Origin of the sequence: Marinobacter sp. R17 (assembly GCF_003789045.1) — a bacterium.
GTDB lineage: Bacteria > Pseudomonadota > Gammaproteobacteria > Pseudomonadales > Oleiphilaceae > Marinobacter_A > Marinobacter_A mangrovi.
In genome coordinates, this window is the sequence record NZ_RHGZ01000016.1 from 32,539 (window position 1) to 47,805 (window position 15,267).

The 15,267-nt window shown below is 62.6% G+C and carries 12 protein-coding genes; 6 read left to right on the forward strand and 6 right to left on the reverse strand.

The features are described 5' to 3' along the window. Positions 1-405 precede the first annotated feature (405 nt). Positions 406-1,971, forward strand: a complete 1,566-nt coding sequence (locus EB809_RS12520) for an inorganic phosphate transporter (protein WP_123635160.1) — start codon at positions 406-408, stop codon at positions 1,969-1,971. 86 nt (positions 1,972-2,057) lie between these two features. Beyond that, positions 2,058-2,324, forward strand: coding sequence for a hypothetical protein (locus EB809_RS12525; RefSeq protein WP_123635161.1), 267 nt, complete (start codon positions 2,058-2,060; stop codon positions 2,322-2,324). A 345-nt stretch (positions 2,325-2,669) separates the two neighbouring features. Here EB809_RS12525 and EB809_RS12530 read toward each other — a convergent pair whose 3' ends face one another. The 5 genes from EB809_RS12530 to EB809_RS12550 all read right to left on the reverse strand — a co-directional run bounded on the left by EB809_RS12530 (position 2,670) and on the right by EB809_RS12550 (position 7,978). Continuing rightward, positions 2,670-3,140, reverse strand: a complete 471-nt coding sequence (locus EB809_RS12530; RefSeq protein WP_123635162.1) for a DUF962 domain-containing protein — start codon at positions 3,138-3,140, stop codon at positions 2,670-2,672. A 125-nt stretch (positions 3,141-3,265) separates the two neighbouring features. Next, complete coding sequence (gene panP / locus EB809_RS12535; RefSeq protein WP_123635163.1) at positions 3,266-4,936, reverse strand: pyridoxal-dependent aspartate 1-decarboxylase PanP; 1,671 nt, start codon at positions 4,934-4,936, stop codon at positions 3,266-3,268. 260 nt (positions 4,937-5,196) lie between these two features. After that, positions 5,197-5,535 (reverse strand): DUF503 domain-containing protein, encoded by a 339-nt coding sequence (locus tag EB809_RS12540; protein ID WP_123635164.1) that lies wholly within the window; start codon positions 5,533-5,535, stop codon positions 5,197-5,199. Positions 5,536-5,619: 84 nt separating this feature from the next. Continuing rightward, a complete protein-coding gene (locus tag EB809_RS12545; protein ID WP_123635165.1) occupies positions 5,620-7,326 on the reverse strand; it encodes an isovaleryl-CoA dehydrogenase in 1,707 nt (568 codons plus the stop codon). Between the two features lie 4 nt (positions 7,327-7,330). After that, positions 7,331-7,978, reverse strand: a complete 648-nt coding sequence (locus EB809_RS12550) for a TetR/AcrR family transcriptional regulator (RefSeq protein WP_123635166.1) — start codon at positions 7,976-7,978, stop codon at positions 7,331-7,333. A gap of 300 nt (positions 7,979-8,278) precedes the next feature. Between EB809_RS12550 and EB809_RS12555 the strand changes: the two genes are divergently transcribed. Continuing rightward, positions 8,279-8,509: a hypothetical protein gene (locus EB809_RS12555; protein WP_123635167.1), complete on the forward strand. Its 231-nt coding sequence runs from the start codon at positions 8,279-8,281 to the stop codon at positions 8,507-8,509. A 212-nt stretch (positions 8,510-8,721) separates the two neighbouring features. Continuing rightward, positions 8,722-9,675: a lipase secretion chaperone gene (locus tag EB809_RS12560; RefSeq protein WP_190294891.1), complete on the forward strand. Its 954-nt coding sequence runs from the start codon at positions 8,722-8,724 to the stop codon at positions 9,673-9,675. A gap of 18 nt (positions 9,676-9,693) precedes the next feature. On the opposite strand, the gene lpdA is transcribed toward EB809_RS12560, so the two are convergent. Next, the gene (gene lpdA / locus EB809_RS12565; protein WP_123635169.1) at positions 9,694-11,832 is read right to left on the reverse strand and encodes a dihydrolipoyl dehydrogenase; all 2,139 of its coding nucleotides are present in this window, start codon (positions 11,830-11,832) and stop codon (positions 9,694-9,696) included. A 270-nt stretch (positions 11,833-12,102) separates the two neighbouring features. On the opposite strand from lpdA, the gene hemB reads away from it, so the two are divergent. Further along, positions 12,103-13,116 (forward strand): porphobilinogen synthase, encoded by a 1,014-nt coding sequence (gene hemB, locus EB809_RS12570; RefSeq protein WP_223807951.1) that lies wholly within the window; start codon positions 12,103-12,105, stop codon positions 13,114-13,116. Positions 13,117-13,151: 35 nt separating this feature from the next. After that, positions 13,152-15,257 carry a polyphosphate kinase 1 gene (ppk1, locus tag EB809_RS12575; RefSeq protein WP_123635171.1) on the forward strand — a complete coding sequence of 702 codons (2,106 nt, stop codon included), beginning with the start codon at positions 13,152-13,154 and terminating at the stop codon, positions 15,255-15,257. Positions 15,258-15,267: the final 10 nt, after the last annotated feature.

Consider the following 15,267-nt stretch of genomic DNA (forward strand, 5'->3'; position numbering starts at 1 on the left):
GCGTTCGTTGCTGCGGCCTGCGGCGTAGACTCTTGGCACCGGCGATGCGCATTTCGGCGACACGATAAAAAAGTGACACCTAATTCAATCATTGTGCGTCAAAAAAGTTGCCAATAAACAGCTATTTCACGATCTATCCCGTCATGAATTGTAAAATCTGACCTGCCGGTCGAGAGCGTCGGCCATCGATGATCCGAGCGATTACTATATCGGTAATGCGTCGGTCGAAAAGTGAACAGCGTTGCAGTGGCTGATTTTGGTATTGCCCGGTCCGGCCGGTGAGGCCTGACGTACTTCCGGGAGCCGGGGTGAGTGATTGTCGCCCGGGTAACATCGGGATATTTCAATTCCGTGACGAACTGCCTATAGTGGCGCCACCTGACATTGTCTTAATGGTGATTCCGCATGCCCCAGAATGTGTCTTTCATGGACAGCGCCCTGACCAGTAAGCAGACCGAGCGCTTCCGTCTCGGCATCAGCTTGTTCTTCCTGATGATTGTATGGCTCTTCGTGGGCCAGATCGGCGATGGAATGCCGGGTAACACCTTGTTGATGGCCGCCGCGGTGATTGGCGGTTATATGGCGCTGAATATCGGTGCCAACGATGTCGCCAACAACGTTGGCCCGGCTGTCGGTTCGGGGGCGTTGTCGCTGGGCGGCGCGATCCTGTTGGCTGCCATCTTCGAAGCCAGCGGGTCCCTGATTGCCGGGGGTGATGTGGTCTCCACCATCAAGAAGGGCATCATCAATCCCGCCAGTTTCACCGACGTGCAGACGTTCGTATGGCTGATGACGGCCGCCCTGCTGGCCGGTGCCCTGTGGCTGAACCTGGCGACCTGGATGGGCGCACCGGTGTCCACCACCCACTCCATTGTCGGTGGGGTTCTGGGGGCCGGGATCGCCGCCGGTGGCTGGGGCGTGGCCAACTGGGGCGTGATGGGCGCCATTGTCGCCAGCTGGGTGATTTCCCCGGTTCTGGGCGGTCTGATAGCGGCGTTCTTCCTGTATGTGATCAAGCAGACGGTGTTGTACCAGCCGAACATGGTGGCCGCGGCCCGCAAGATCGTTCCCTGGGTGGTCTCGGTCATGGCCTGGGCCTTCGGCACCTACCTGATGCTCAAGGGCGTCAAGCACATCATCAAAGTCGATTTCATGGGTGCGGCTCTGGTGGGGCTGGGTTTTGCGGTGGTGGTTTTCTTTGGCATGCGAGTCCTGATTCGCCGTCGTGCCGCCACCATGACCAATGGCGAGGAAGGGGTGAACGGTCTGTTCACCTGGCCGTTGATCTTCGCCGCCGCATTGTTGAGCTTCGCCCATGGCGCTAACGACGTGGCCAACGCCATTGGGCCGCTGGCGGCGATCAACGAAGCGCTGACTCACGGGGCGGTAGCCACGGCAGCCAGCATTCCGCTGTGGGTGATGATGGTCGGCGCCATCGGGCTGGCACTGGGTCTGACGTTATTCGGGCCGCGGCTGATCAAGACGGTCGGCAGCGAGATCACCGAGCTGGACAAGACCAGGGCCTTCTGTATCGCCCTGTCTGCAGCCATCACGGTGATCATTGCCTCCCAGTTGGGTCTGCCGGTCAGTTCTACGCACATCGCTCTGGGCGGTGTGTTCGGTGTCGGTTTCCTGCGGGAATACCTCAAACGCAGCTACGCCAGTCAGCTGCACAAGATGGTAGAGAATCATGAGCCTGAGGATCGCGACCGGCTGGAAGACTTCCTGGCGCGCTTCCGTGAGGCGACGGTGGAAGAGATGGCGGTGATGCTCAAGACGGCCAAGAAGAGCAAATCCGAAGTGCCGCTGTCCAAGAAGGAGCGCAAGCGGTTGAAAAAGATTTACCAGGAAGAGCTGGTCAAGCGCTCTCAACTGGTTCGTATTGCCGCAGCCTGGATCATTACGGTGCCCGCTTCGGCGCTGATGGCGGCGATTCTGTTCTTCACCATCCGGGGTATGATGGTGGGCTGAGTCCGCCGGTTCACCGAGTCGATAGCGCTTGCCGCACTGGCGGCGGTTGGTTAGTTTAGAACGATAGACAGGATCTGGAGTTGTTTATGAGCACTGCATCCGAAAGCCGTCAGGCGCGCATGATCGATGAGTTGCGGGTCTTCATCAAGAAGGTCCTGAGTGATCCGACCGTGGCGGTCAAGTGTGTGGAGATCGCCCGTCGCTACAAGGACGATCCGGACGCCAATCGCAAGATTGCCGAGGAAATCAGTGCCAACACCACGGTGCGTATTCCGGAGAACTGGAGCGAAGCGGACCGGATGTTCCTGGATATCCTGCGGGATGTGCTGGATGACGAGGCAGCTCTTTACTGAAAATCGGGTCTTTTTGAAACAAAGCGGCGCCTATTCGGCGCCGTTTTTGTTTGGGCAGTGTTCTGGAGACGGGTGGCGTGGTGCCAGAAGCGGACGGATGCCCTCGCTTCCGTCACACGAGAGGGCCGTCCACGGCCGCCAGGGCGTAGGTTGGGCTGACGCAGGAAGCCCAATATGGGCGGGCACCGGAGGTTCCCATTATCGCAGCATGCCTGGAGCGTCGATTTTAAAAAAGCGGCTTGGCGATCATAGGATGACATTCGCCGGCACCCCGGTTCGTTGGGCTTCCTGCGTCAGCCCAACCTACTTGGTGATCGTGGCCAGCATCGCTTTTGCAACACCCTCTCAATACCGGACGCCCAGACTCCTGTAGATAAACCCCATCAACCAGGCTGGCCCGATCAGCAGGAACTGGATGTCCTTGAAAAACGAAGGTTTCTTGCCTTCGATGTGATGGCCGATGAACTGGAAGACCCAGCTGACCACAAACAGGATGATTGAGGCGGCCCACACCGGCATCAGCCCGGTGTGCTCAAAGCCGGCAATCACCAGCGCCATCAGCACGCTGAACAGCGCCATGCCGACGCCCAGGGCGGGCGACAGACGAACGTACCAGAGCGTCGTGACGACCAGGGCCAGGGTGCCCCAGTTCAGGTAAGGCACGCGGTCGAAGGCGGCTGGTGTCGGGATCGACCAGAGCAGGCCGATGATGGTGGTAAAGATCACCGGCACGGCGATCCAGTGAATGGCCTTGTTGGTGGGGTTGCGGTGGCTCTCGCCGTACTCGTCAAACCACTGGTCTGCTGTCTTGCGCATGGGATCTCCTTGGCTGTTGTTATCAAGCCAATACGGCTTTTTCTTATCCCACGAGTATAACGCTGCGGCCGGCGAGGGCCATAGCCGCAGCGACAGGGTGGTTTGGCGGGCCGGTGAGGGGCGGTTTACGCCCGATTGGCCTGGGGCGTGTCGAGGACCGCCCGGGTCAGGTTGTGCAGGACGTCCATTTCATCCTGCACATCCGCATGACCGGCCAGTTCGACCTGCTCGTCGAGGATGTCGCGGAGGATCTCCTGGGTGGTCAGCGGGTTGGCCAGTACCACCCGGAACACCACGCAGGGATAGCGGTGATAACGGGCCGGCTCCAGGCGGGTCCGGGATACGAACGCCTTGCCGTGTTCGCGCTGGGTCTTCTGCAGGAACTTGGTGATGCGGTTGAGCGAGGCGTTAATGCGTTCGGATTGCAGGGTGTCCGCCTGGGTCAGGGCATCCTGGGTCTCCGCCGGGCAGTACCGGTAGGTGAGGATGTTCAGCTCCGGCTGGGTCACCAGCTCGAAATCCGGCCGCTCCTCGATCATTTCGGCAAACCGTTTGGCCTTCTCGATGCCCTGGTCGATCAGCAGTTCATAGCCCTCCCGCGCGAGGATCTTGAGGCCGGACTGGATCAGCATCGCCATGCCCGGACGGGAGCCTTCCAGCGTGGTGCTGCCCAGATCCCGGGAGCCCTTACGGATGATGTATTGGGCATGGTGCTCGATGGCACCGACCAGGGCGGGATCGCGGAAGACCACCAGGCCCGCGCCCATGGGCACGTAGAGCTGTTTGTGGGCGTCGAAGGTCACCGAGTCGGCCTTTTCAATGCCTTTCAGCAGCGGGCCGTAGGTGCGGGAGAACAGCGTCGGGCCGCCCCAGGCGGCGTCTACGTGGAAATGGGCGCCGAATTCGGTGGCGATGTCGGCCATTTCCTCGAGCGGGTCCACGTTGCCGGTTTCGGTGGTGCCGGCAATGCCGCAGATGGCCAGGATCTTGACCTTCTGGGCCTGGAGTTCCAGGCACTTCTCGCGCAGGGCGTCGGTCTGGATGCGGTTGTCGTCGTCCGTCGGCACAGCAATGAGCGAACTGCGGCCCAGGCCGAGCACATCGGCGGCCTTGCTCAGGGAATAGTGGCCTCGTTTGGACACCAGCACGGCGGCGCCTTCATGGCCGTAGTACCGCAATGCGCGGAACAGGCCTTCCTCGTGGATGCCACGGAAACTGCCTTCGGCCGGGAAGGCGTTGTTGCGGGCGACCCACAGGGCGGTCAGGTTGGCGATGGTGCCGCCGGAGCACATGGCGCCCAGGGCAAAGCGCGGATCGTGCATCCACTTGCGGTAGTAGGCGCTGTCCTCGTTGTAGACCAGCCGGTGGATCATGCCCAGGACCTGGCGTTCCATCGGCGTGAAGGCCTTGGAGGTCTCGGTCTTCACCAGGTTCTGATTGAGGGCGATCATGATTTTCGACAGCGGCAGCATGAAATACGGCAGGGCCGAGGTCATGTGGCCGATGAAGCTGGGCGAGGCGGTGTGCACCGAATGGGCGACCAGTTTGTCGAGCAGGAACTGGGTCTGTTCGGACACGAAAACCGGCTTTTCGGGCACGGCGGACTCGCTGAAGTCCTTCACCACGTCACCCAGGTCGCGCTCGATGGCGACGATGTGTTCCTGCAGGAAGCCCGCCAGGTTGCGGGAAATGTCCTGGTCAATCCGGCTCAGGGTGGAGTCAGGCGCCTCGGGCACCGTGAACACCCTGTACATGGCTTCCAGTGAAGCCTGAGCCGTTTTCTTCTTACCGGTCATACGCGCCACACATCTTGCAGTGGTTGATGCGGTTCCGGCCGGATTCCTGCCGGCGGAGACATCGCGATTCGGGGGTTGCCCGTTTCATTGTTGCAGCGCCGGGTCCGCCGGACGGCTGCTTTCGCGTCCCTGGATAAGGATGTGTCGCGGCAAGCGCCGGACACCCACGGGTCGCGTAGTATAAGACGTCGACAGATACGACACCAGACTGGGGGATAGCCCGGCGCAACGCAAGCAAACGGACTCGGCGAAAGGGGCCGTCAGAGCATCTCGCGTTGCACATCGAGCACCGGCGCGTCGATGCGCTGCTCGATGGCTTTCTCCACCTGGTCGAGGCGTTGCTGGATCAGTTGGGTGGACGTGCCGAGCGCGGCGATGGACCAGGTGGCCCGGTCCAGGGCGTCGAGATCGCCGGTCTCGACGACCGCCAGGTCCGGCTCCTTGCCCCAGATGGCCCGCATGGGGGTGAAGGTCCGGCGTTTGGCTTTGATGTCGTCACAGCCATAGAGCTGGAAGTGCAGGGTCAGGACGCCCAGGTGAGGCGTGATGACCGGGTGCTCCGTGGTTTCGGCGAGCAACCGGCGCAGGGCTTCGGACATAGTAACTCCGCTACAGCATCAGATACGGGCAGGCCGGGCGATTCACGGTTGTCGACTGAATCACCCGGATGGGATACCGAACCCTCAGTCTACAACAGGCGTGGCCCGCTCGATAATAGCGGCGGCATCCACGCCGGACGGCAGGTTGCCGATATTCAGGCCGCCATGGCTTTCCAGCCGGCCGGCGCAGAAGGCATCGGCCACGGCCGGGGTGCTGTGGCGCAGCAGCAGCGAGCCCTGCAGCGCCAGGGCGAGCCGGTCCACCAGGTTGCGGGCGCGGAACTGGATGTCGTCGGTGCGGCCGAAATCCGTCTGCAACCGGGCCAGGAAGCGATCGAAGCGGTTGTCCGATCCCCGGGCCTGAGCCACCTCGGCGAAGAAGGCATCCAGGCTGTCCGGGGATTTCTGCAGGGCGCGCAGGGTGTCCAGGCACTGGACGTTGCCGCTGCCTTCCCAGATCGCGTTGACCGGCGATTCCCGCAGCAGGCGCGGCATGATGCAGTCTTCCATCACCCCGCTGCCGCCGATGCACTCCATGGCCTCGTAGGCGTGGTTGGGCGTTCGTTTGCAGATCCAGTACTTGCCCACGGGCGTGGCCAGACGGGTGAACAGGCGCTCCTGATCGTCGTCCTGGTTGTCCAGGGCGCGGGCGACCCGCATCGTCATGGCCAGGGCGGCTTCGCTCTCCAGCGCCAGATCGGCCAGCACGTTCTGCATCAGCGGCTGTTGATCGAGTCGCGCGCCAAAGGCCTCGCGGTGGCGGCAGTGGTGCAGGGCCTGGGCGGCGGCCTGGCGCATACCGGCGGAGCTGCCGATCATGCAGTCGAACCGGGTCATGGCCACCATCTCGATGATGGTCGGTACGCCACGGCCTTCCTCGCCCACCATCCAGGCCAGGGCACCGCGCAATTCCGCCTCGCTGGAGGCGTTGGCGACGTTGCCCATCTTGTTCTTCAGGCGCTGGATCTGCCAGGGGTTCTTGCTGCCGTCCGGGCGCCAGCGTGGCATCAGGAAGCAGGACAGCCCGCCCGGCGCCTGCGCCAACACCAGGAAGGCATCGCACATGGGGGCCGACACGAACCATTTGTGACCCACCAGTTCGTAGGCTTCACCGGGGCCGCCGCTGCCCAGGGGGAAAGCGCGGGTGCTGTTGGCGCGCACGTCCGAGCCGCCCTGTTTCTCGGTCATGGCCATGCCGATGGTGACGGCGGTCTTCTGCTCTGCCGGGACGTTGCGTGGATCGTAGCTGCGGGCGGTGATCTTCGGCGCCCAGATTTTAGCCAGCTCCGGCTGCTTGTTGATCGACGGCATGGCGGCGAAGGTCATGGTCACCGGGCAGCAGTGGGCGGCTTCCACCTGGGAATGCATGTAGTAACGGGCCGCCCTTGCCACGTGGGCGCCGGCGCCAGGATCGGTCCAGGGGCTGCTGTGCAGGCCGTTCGTCAGCGCCATATCCATCAACTGGTGATAGGCCGGGTGGAACGTCACCAGATCCTGGCGATGGCCGAACCGGTCGTGGGTGTGGAAGACCGGCTTGTTCTCGTTGGCCAGGAATCCCAGCTCGATGATGTCGGAGCGGCCGGTGACGGCGCCGTAGGCGGCCAGATCGTCGCGGGCCCAATCCGCCCCCTCGCGGGACACGCTCTCCTGCAACGCCTGGTCCTGATCGAACAGGTTGTAGTTCTCCAGGGCCGGCGGCTGGTTGCGGACCTCGTGTGTGCTCGCCAGGAATCGGTCGTAGCCGTCCTGTGCGTCGGCGTGGTTTCTGGCGGACGTATCGGGTGCGTTCATGGGGCTATCTCCGTTGGCCGGTCACCCCCTGCAGGCAGAAGGTGAGGATCGGCTCGATCAGGGTCTGGATCTGTCCGTCGCTCAGAGCGGCGGGCTGTTCCGGCAAGGTCGGTGCCTGTTGCGTGGGCGACAGGGGACCAACCAGACTTTCGGCAATCGCGCCGACCAGGCAGGTGGCGCTCAAGCGCGCGTCCTGGGACGGCAGCGAACCGTCTTCAACGCCCTCGCCGATGGTGCGTTCAAAATGCTCGGCGTAGGCACGGCGATACTCGAGACGCTCGCCTTCAACCCGCGGGTCCACCGGCTCGGCAATCAGCGACCAGGCCATGACCGGGCCATGCAGGGCCCGCTCGGCAAACTGGCGCAGGGCTCGTTCCAGCCGGTCCGCCGCATGACCTGGCTCCGCCAGGGCCTCCGCGACCTTGTTGACCTCGCGCTCGGTGGCCAGTCGGAAGACTTCCGCGAACAGTTCCGCCTTGGACTCGAAATGGCGATAGACCGTCCCGGTCGCGACGCCGGCTCTGTCCGCCACCTGATTGATCTGGGCATTGCGGAAACCGCCTTCGGATACGCACCGGAAAGCGCAGCGGAGAATGCGCTCACGAACCTCGGCTTTCCTTTGACGCATTTTTTCGGTTTCACGGTAGGCCATGGCGTCTCCCTATAAGAAGTGAATCATTATTCATTTGTTGTGTCAATCGTGCTCCGGGTTACCGAAAGAGCGTTTGATTGCGCCGGTGCAGCGTGGTCTTCCTGGTTTTCGATTCGCTTTTTACAAAACGTTACAAAAAAGTGCTTGGTACTGAATGGTGTTTGCAATGAATCGGGATTATATAGTCGGCAAGGCACGGCAGTCGTCAAACGGGGCGCTGTTTTCCGCGGCCGAGACGGGTCCGATTTCTGAGCTGAAATGCTGGACCCCAGGTTTGTTTTCGCTGGTGGAGGTAAAGCCATGAGTGAATTCGACGAAAGCAATCTGGAAAGCTCAAGCAGTAGCAGTACCTGGGACTCTGATGCCGAGGATACACACACGGTGGCCGGTCGCGCCCGCATTCGGGCAAAACTGCAGGCCGATATCGATGAATTCCTTGGCAGGGGTGGCCAGATCACCGAACTGGATACCACGTTGCGCTCGGACGCGCCACGGCGAGCCGAACCCGGTTTCAACAACCGGACGGTCTGACCGATTCCATTACCCCGCAGGGCGGCCGTCCTGCGGGGTTTTTCGTGTCTGGATCCGCCAAACTGTGCGCTGTCCGACGCTGTGGTGCCCTGCCGGTTGTTATGCTGACATTTCTCTGGTGAACGCCTGACAACCCAAATGGCACTATGACTTTCCATCGTCGTTATCTTCCCGTTTTTGTTGGCATTATAGCGGTTGTCGGCGCCGCTGCCGTGATTCTGCGCCCGGCCGATCAGACCCGGGCTCCGGAACCGGCGGCGTCGCGCGCCTTGCCGCCGAAGGCTGTGGATAAGGCGACGATTCCCTCGACGCTGGTCGAAAGCGCCCCGGCGGCGTCTGTGCCGGAGGCCTTGCCGGGCTCCCTGGAGGGTACACGACCGCCGGGCGGCTGGGACCGCGTGGATGAGGCGGGTCATTTGTTGCCCACACCCGCCTTGCGCGGCCTGTTCGAGTACTACCTGGCCACTCTGGGCGAGGAATTCCTGCCGCAGTTGGTGGCGCGCATCCGTCAGCGTCTGGAAACGTTGCCCGAGCCGGCCCGCGGCGAGGCCCGCCAATTGTTGGGGGATTACCTGGACTACAAGCTGGCGGTGGGACAACTGGAAACGCAAGTGGGGAGCGGAGCCGGGATTGTGGGCGCCGAGAACGCTCTGGCGACCATGCGCGACCTGCGTCGCCAGTACCTGGGTGAGGTGGCCGCCGACGCCTTCTTTGCCCGGGAAGAAGCGATCGACCGTTACCAGACGGCCCGCCGTGAGATTCAGGCTCGGGACGACCTGACCGACGCCCAGCGCCAGGCCCGCCTGCAGGCGGCCGAAGCGGAACTGCCGGAATCCGTGCGCGAGGCACGGGCCGAAAGCCGAAAGTTTGTGGATTACGAAGCGCAGTTGCAGGCGTTACAGGCCAATCCAGGCACGTCCCAGGCTGAGATCAGTCAGTTGCGCGAATCCACGTTCGGCGCGGAGGTGGCGGAGCGCCTGGCCCGGGTCGAGGCGGAGCAGGCGGATTGGGACCGGCGTTGGACCGACTACCGGGCTGATAAGGCCCGCCTGGACGACGCCGGCCTGGCGGCGCCGGAGCAGCAGGAGGCGGTCCAGCACCTGCGGGATCAGTATTTCAGTGACCAGGAGCAGGTCCGGGTGCAGGCCCTGGATTCCATTCGTTAACGCTCACAACGGCCTGAACTAACCTCGCCGCCAGCGATGAAAGCGGTCCAGCCACTGCAGGGCGCTTTCCGGCGCGTGGGCTTTTTTCCAGTTACCGGCGGCAAACTTGTTGGCCTCGGACAGGGTGGGGTAGACGTGGATCGTCCCCAGGATCTTGTTGAGGCCAATGCCCTGCTTCATCGCGGTGACGAACTCGGTAATCAGCTCGCCCGCTTGTGGGCCGACAATGGTAGCCCCCAGAATCCGGTCCTTGCCCGGCGGCGTCAGCACCTTCACGAAACCTTCCGCCTCGCCCTCGGTGATGGCCCGATCCAGGTCATCCAGGCCGTAGCGAGTGACCTCCACGGCAATACCCTGTTGCTGAGCCTCCTGTTCGTTCAGGCCCACCCGCGCCACTTCCGGATCGGTAAAGGTGGTCCAGGGCAGCACCCGGTAATCCACCTTGAAGGTCTTGAAGCGGCCAAACAGGCTGTTCACCGAGGCGTACCAGGCCTGGTGCGCCGCCGCGTGGGTGAACTGGTAGGGGCCCGCCACATCGCCACAGGCGTAGACGCCCGGCAGGCGGGTTTGCAGCGTCTCGTCCACGGTAACGGTGCCATTGGGGTTGCGGTCGATGCCCAATGCGTCCAGGCCCAGGTGGTCGGTGTTGGCCTGGCGGCCGACGGCCAGCAACACGGCGTCAAAGTCGAGGTGCAGGGTGTTGCCCTCCCGCTCGCAAACCAGCGTTGAGGTGTCCCCGTCCCGCTGGAAGCGGATCGCCCGGGTGTTGGTGTGCAGCTCCACGCCGTCCCGCTGCAGGCTGTCGGTAACGATCTGCGCGGCATCGTCATCCTCCTTCGGCAGGATGCGCGGCGCCATATCCACCTGGGTCACGGGCACCCCCAGGCGCACGAAAGCCTGGGCCAGTTCGCAGCCGATCGGCCCGCCGCCGAGCACCAGCAGTTTTTTCGGCGCCTCGCGCAGCTGCCAGACGGTGTCCGAGGTGTAGTAGTTCACCGTCTCGATGCCCTCGATGGGTGGGACAAACGGCCTTGCACCGGTGGCGATGACGATGTTGCGGGTGGTCAGCGTGCGGCCGTCCACCTCGACCCGCCAGGGATCGACAATACGGGCTTCGCCCTGAATGCAGTCCACGCCCAGATCGGTGTAGCGTTCGACGGAGTCGTGGGGCTCGGTGGTCCGGATGACCGACTGGATGCGCTCCATCACCGCCGCGAAATCGACGTTGACGGTTCCGGTCTCGATCCCGAAGCGTCCGGCCTGCCTCGCCTCATGGGCGGCCCGGGCGCTACGGATCAGTGTCTTGCTGGGCACGCAGCCGGTATTGAGGCAATCCCCGCCCATGCGGTGCTTTTCGATCAGACTGACGCTGGCGCGGGTCGCCGCGGCGATGTAAGCGGTCACCAACCCCGCAGAACCGGCGCCGATGACCACCAGGTTGCGGTCGAATTGCGTAGGCTTGTCGTAAGGCTTCAGCGTCCGACGCCGTTTGATTTCATTCAAAACGTGACGGGCAATCAGTGGAAAGACGGCGAGAAGTGCGAAAGAGCCAAGCAGTCCCGGTGAGACTATGCCGCTAAGGCTATGTACCTGCCCAAGCTGAGTTCCGGCCATTACGTAAACGACTGTTCCAGGCAGCATGCCCAACTGGCTAACCCAATAAAAACGACGGGCAGGCATTGGTGTAAGGCCCATGACCAGATTGATCACGAATAACGGGAATACAGGCACCAGGCGCAATCCGAACAGGTAGAAACTGCCGTCGCGCTCGATGCCGCGGTTCACCGCCCGGAGAGAGTCGCCAAAGCGGCGTTGCACGGTCTCACGGAGTAGAACCCGGGAGGCCAGAAAGGCCAGAGTAGCCCCGATAGAACTTGCAAAGGAGACAATTACCACACCGAGGCCGAGGCCAAACAGTGCGCCACCAAGCAGTGTCATCACCGTTGCGACCGGAATCGATAGGCCGGTCGCAACAATATATATACCGAAGTAAATTAGCCCACTAAGCCATGGATGAGCATCCACCTGAGCTTGCAGCAGGTCGCGCTGGAGAGTGATGTATTCCAGACTAAAGAAACGGCCAAGGTCGAAAGCATAATAGATGATAATCAGAACGGCGATGGCGATCAGCAGCAGGATCTTGCGGGATGAGGGCATGGCTTGGGGTTCCTTGTCATGGGCGCGGATGCGTGGACACCACCTACAGACCGGCAGTTGCTGTCAGGATAAGGTCAGACGTTCACAATTCTATCCGCAAACCTGAACGTTCCTGTGGCCGGTTGCGACAGATTGTCCCCGGACTGTCACATTTGGCCGGTACCCTCGCTATAATGCGTTGAAATAGTGTGGGATACGACGCCGCGGCCGGCCAGGATCAGGTCCGGAGAAGTTCCCCACTGCTGTCGCATGTATTCAGGAGGTCTCGCTGTGTTTTCATCGAACCAACGTCTTTATCCCGCCACCCGCCTGCGCCGTAACCGGAAAGACGATTTCACCCGCCGCATGGTCCGCGAGCACCGACTGAGCGTCGACAACCTGATCTACCCGGTGTTCGTGCTGGACGGCGAGAACCAGCGTGAAGCGATTCCCTCCATGCCGGGCATTGAGCGGTTGAGCATCGACCTGCTGGTGGAAGAGGCGAAGGAGCTGGTTGAACTGGGTGTACCCGCCATTGCCCTGTTCCCGGTGACGCCGCCGGAACTGAAGAATCTCGACGGGTCCGGTGCCTGGGATCGCCACGGCATCGCGCAGCGCGCCACCCGGGCCCTAAAGAAGGCCTGCCCGGAACTGGGCGTGATCACCGACGTGGCGCTGGATCCGTTCACCTCCCACGGGCAGGACGGCATCCTTGATGACGACGGCTACGTGCTCAACGACGTCACGGTGGAAGCCCTGGTGCGCCAGGCCCTGTCCCACGCGGATGCCGGCGCCGACATCGTGGCCCCGTCCGATATGATGGATGGCCGCGTGGCCGCCATTCGCGAGGCCCTGGAAGAGGCCGGCCACATCAACACTCGCGTGCTGGCCTATTCCGCCAAGTACGCCTCTGGCTACTACGGGCCGTTCCGGGACGCGGTGGGTTCCGCCGCCAACCTGGGCAAGGGCAACAAGGCGACCTACCAGATGGATCCGGGCAACAGCGACGAGGCCCTGCACGAGACCGCCGTCGACCTGGCCGAAGGCGCCGACATGGTGATGGTCAAGCCGGGCATGCCCTACATGGACATCGTCTACCGGGTGAAGCACGAACTGAAAGTGCCCACTTTTGTCTATCAGGTCAGTGGGGAATACGCGATGCACATGGCCGCCGCCGAGAACGGCTGGCTGGACGCCGATACCGTGATGATGGAAAGCTTGTTGTGCCTGCGCCGGGCCGGGGCTGACGCCATCCTGACCTATTTCGCCAAACGCGCCGCGCAGCTGCTCAAAGGGAGCGGTTGAGCCGACACATCCGATCCAACGGGATACCGAACACCATGACCACCGAAACGGAAGCCACTGCGGAAGCCGCCCTGCCGGTCGAACAGCTGCCGGACCTGAACGCCAGCGAGAACTACTTCAACCGGGAACTGAGCCACCTGCAGTTCAACTACCGCGTGCTGCAGCAGGCAATGGACGAGACCCATCCGCTGATCAACCGGCTCATCTTCTGCTGCATTTTCAGCAGCAACATGGACGAGTTCTTCGAGATCCGGGTGGCAGGTCTGCGCCAGCAGATGAAGTACGGTCGTGAAAGTGTCGGTCCCGATGGCCTGCTGCCGGAACAGCTGCTCAACGAGATTTCCCGGGTCGCCCACGACTACATCCACGAACAGTACGACATCCTCAACAACGTGCTGATCCCCGCGATGGAGCAAGAGAACATCCACTTCGTGCGTCGTCGCGACTGGACGCCGGCGCAGGCCGAGTGGGTGGCGCGTTACTTCGAGGATGAGATCCTGCCGGTGGTCAATCCCATCGGGCTGGATCCGTCGCACCCGTTCCCGCGGCTGGTCAACAAGAGCCTGAACTTCATCGTCGAACTGGATGGCAAGGACGCGTTTGGCCGGGAAACCGGCATGGCGATCGTGCCGGCTCCGCGCTCCCTGCCGCGTCTGGTGCGGCTGCCGGATGATATCTGCAACGGCGGCGACAACCTGGTGTTCCTGTCGTCGATGATTCACGCCCACGCGGATGAACTGTTCCCGGGGATGGAAGTGAAGGGCTGCTATCAGTTCCGCCTGACCCGGAATGCCGACCTGGAGCTGGAAGACGACCTGGAAGACCTGGCTTCCGCCCTGCGCGGCGAGCTGCTGAGCCGCCGCTTCGGCGACGGGGTGCGGCTGGAAGTGGCCGACAACTGCCCGGAAGAGCTGACCGGTTTCCTGCTCAAGGAATTCGGCCTGACGGAGCGCGAACTCTATCGGGTCCATGGCCCGGTGAACCTGACTCGCCTGATGGCAGTGGGCAGTTTGGTGGATCGCCCGGACCTGACCTACAGCGGTTTCTCACCGGCGGTGCCCCGCCAGATCCGCAACAAGGAAATCATTTTCGACGCCATTCGTCAGCAACCCATTCTGCTGCTGCATCCCTATGAGAGCTTTACGCCGGTGGTGGATTTCCTGCGCCAGGCGGCCAAGGATCCGCAGGTACTGGCCATCCGCCAGACCCTGTACCGTACGGGCGCCGATTCGGAAATCGTCGAGGCCCTGATGGACGCCGCCCGGCGCGGCAAGGAAGTCACCGCCGTCATCGAGCTGCGGGCCCGTTTCGACGAGGCGGAAAACCTGGAGTTGGCCAGTCGCCTGCAGGAGGCCGGGGTTATCGTGGTCTACGGTGTGGTCGGGTATAAGACCCACGCCAAGATGATCCTGATCGTGCGTCGCGAGGAGGGCAAGCTCAAACGCTACGTGCACCTGGGCACTGGCAACTACCATGCCGGCAATGCCCGCCTGTACACGGATTACAGCCTGCTGTCGGCGGACGACGCCCTGGGCGACGACGTCAACAAACTGTTCCAGCAGCTTACCGGAATGGGTAAGGCGCTCAAGATCAAGAAGCTGTTCCATGCGCCGTTCACCCTGCACAAGCGCCTGATCGAACTGATCGACCGCGAAGCCCTGCTGGGCAGTCACGGCCACATCATCATGAAGATCAACGCGTTGACCGAGCCGGAAGTGATTCGCGCCCTGTATCGGGCCTCCCGGGCCGGCGTGCGGGTGGAACTGATCATCCGTGGTATCTGCTGCCTGCGACCGGGTGTGCCGGGCCTGTCGGACAACATCCACGTGCGGTCGATCATCGGCCGCTTCCTGGAACACACCCGGGTCTACTACTTCGGTCATGGCGGCAAGCAGGAAGTCTACTGCTCCAGCGCCGACGCCATGGTCCGTAACCTGATGAACCGGGTGGAAGTGGCGTTCCCGGTGGACGACAAGGAACTGGCCGAACGGGTCCGCTCGGATCTGGAGACCTACCTGGCCGACAACTGCCAGAGCTGGGAATTGCAGGCGGACGGGGCGTACCTCCAGAACAGCCCGGGCGAGGGCGAAGACCGGCTGGCGTCCCAGTTGTTGCTGCTTGAACGCCTGACGGCCAAGTAAGCGCCGTGCC

Bases quoted from the DNA above. Each gene is read 5' to 3' on its own strand.
- EB809_RS12550 (WP_123635166.1), bottom strand. From the start codon at position 7,978: ATGGCCTACCGTGAAACCGAAAAAATGCGTCAAAGGAAAGCCGAGGTT.
- EB809_RS12540 (WP_123635164.1), bottom strand. From the start codon at position 5,535: ATGTCCGAAGCCCTGCGCCGGTTGCTCGCCGAAACCACGGAGCACCCG.
- EB809_RS12520 (WP_123635160.1), top strand. From the start codon at position 406: ATGCCCCAGAATGTGTCTTTCATGGACAGCGCCCTGACCAGTAAGCAG.
- EB809_RS12555 (WP_123635167.1), top strand. From the start codon at position 8,279: ATGAGTGAATTCGACGAAAGCAATCTGGAAAGCTCAAGCAGTAGCAGT.
- EB809_RS12525 (WP_123635161.1), top strand. From the start codon at position 2,058: ATGAGCACTGCATCCGAAAGCCGTCAGGCGCGCATGATCGATGAGTTG.
- lpdA (WP_123635169.1), bottom strand. From the start codon at position 11,832: ATGCCCTCATCCCGCAAGATCCTGCTGCTGATCGCCATCGCCGTTCTG.
- EB809_RS12545 (WP_123635165.1), bottom strand. From the start codon at position 7,326: ATGAACGCACCCGATACGTCCGCCAGAAACCACGCCGACGCACAGGAC.
- panP (WP_123635163.1), bottom strand. From the start codon at position 4,936: ATGACCGGTAAGAAGAAAACGGCTCAGGCTTCACTGGAAGCCATGTAC.
- ppk1 (WP_123635171.1), top strand. From the start codon at position 13,152: ATGACCACCGAAACGGAAGCCACTGCGGAAGCCGCCCTGCCGGTCGAA.
- EB809_RS12530 (WP_123635162.1), bottom strand. From the start codon at position 3,140: ATGCGCAAGACAGCAGACCAGTGGTTTGACGAGTACGGCGAGAGCCAC.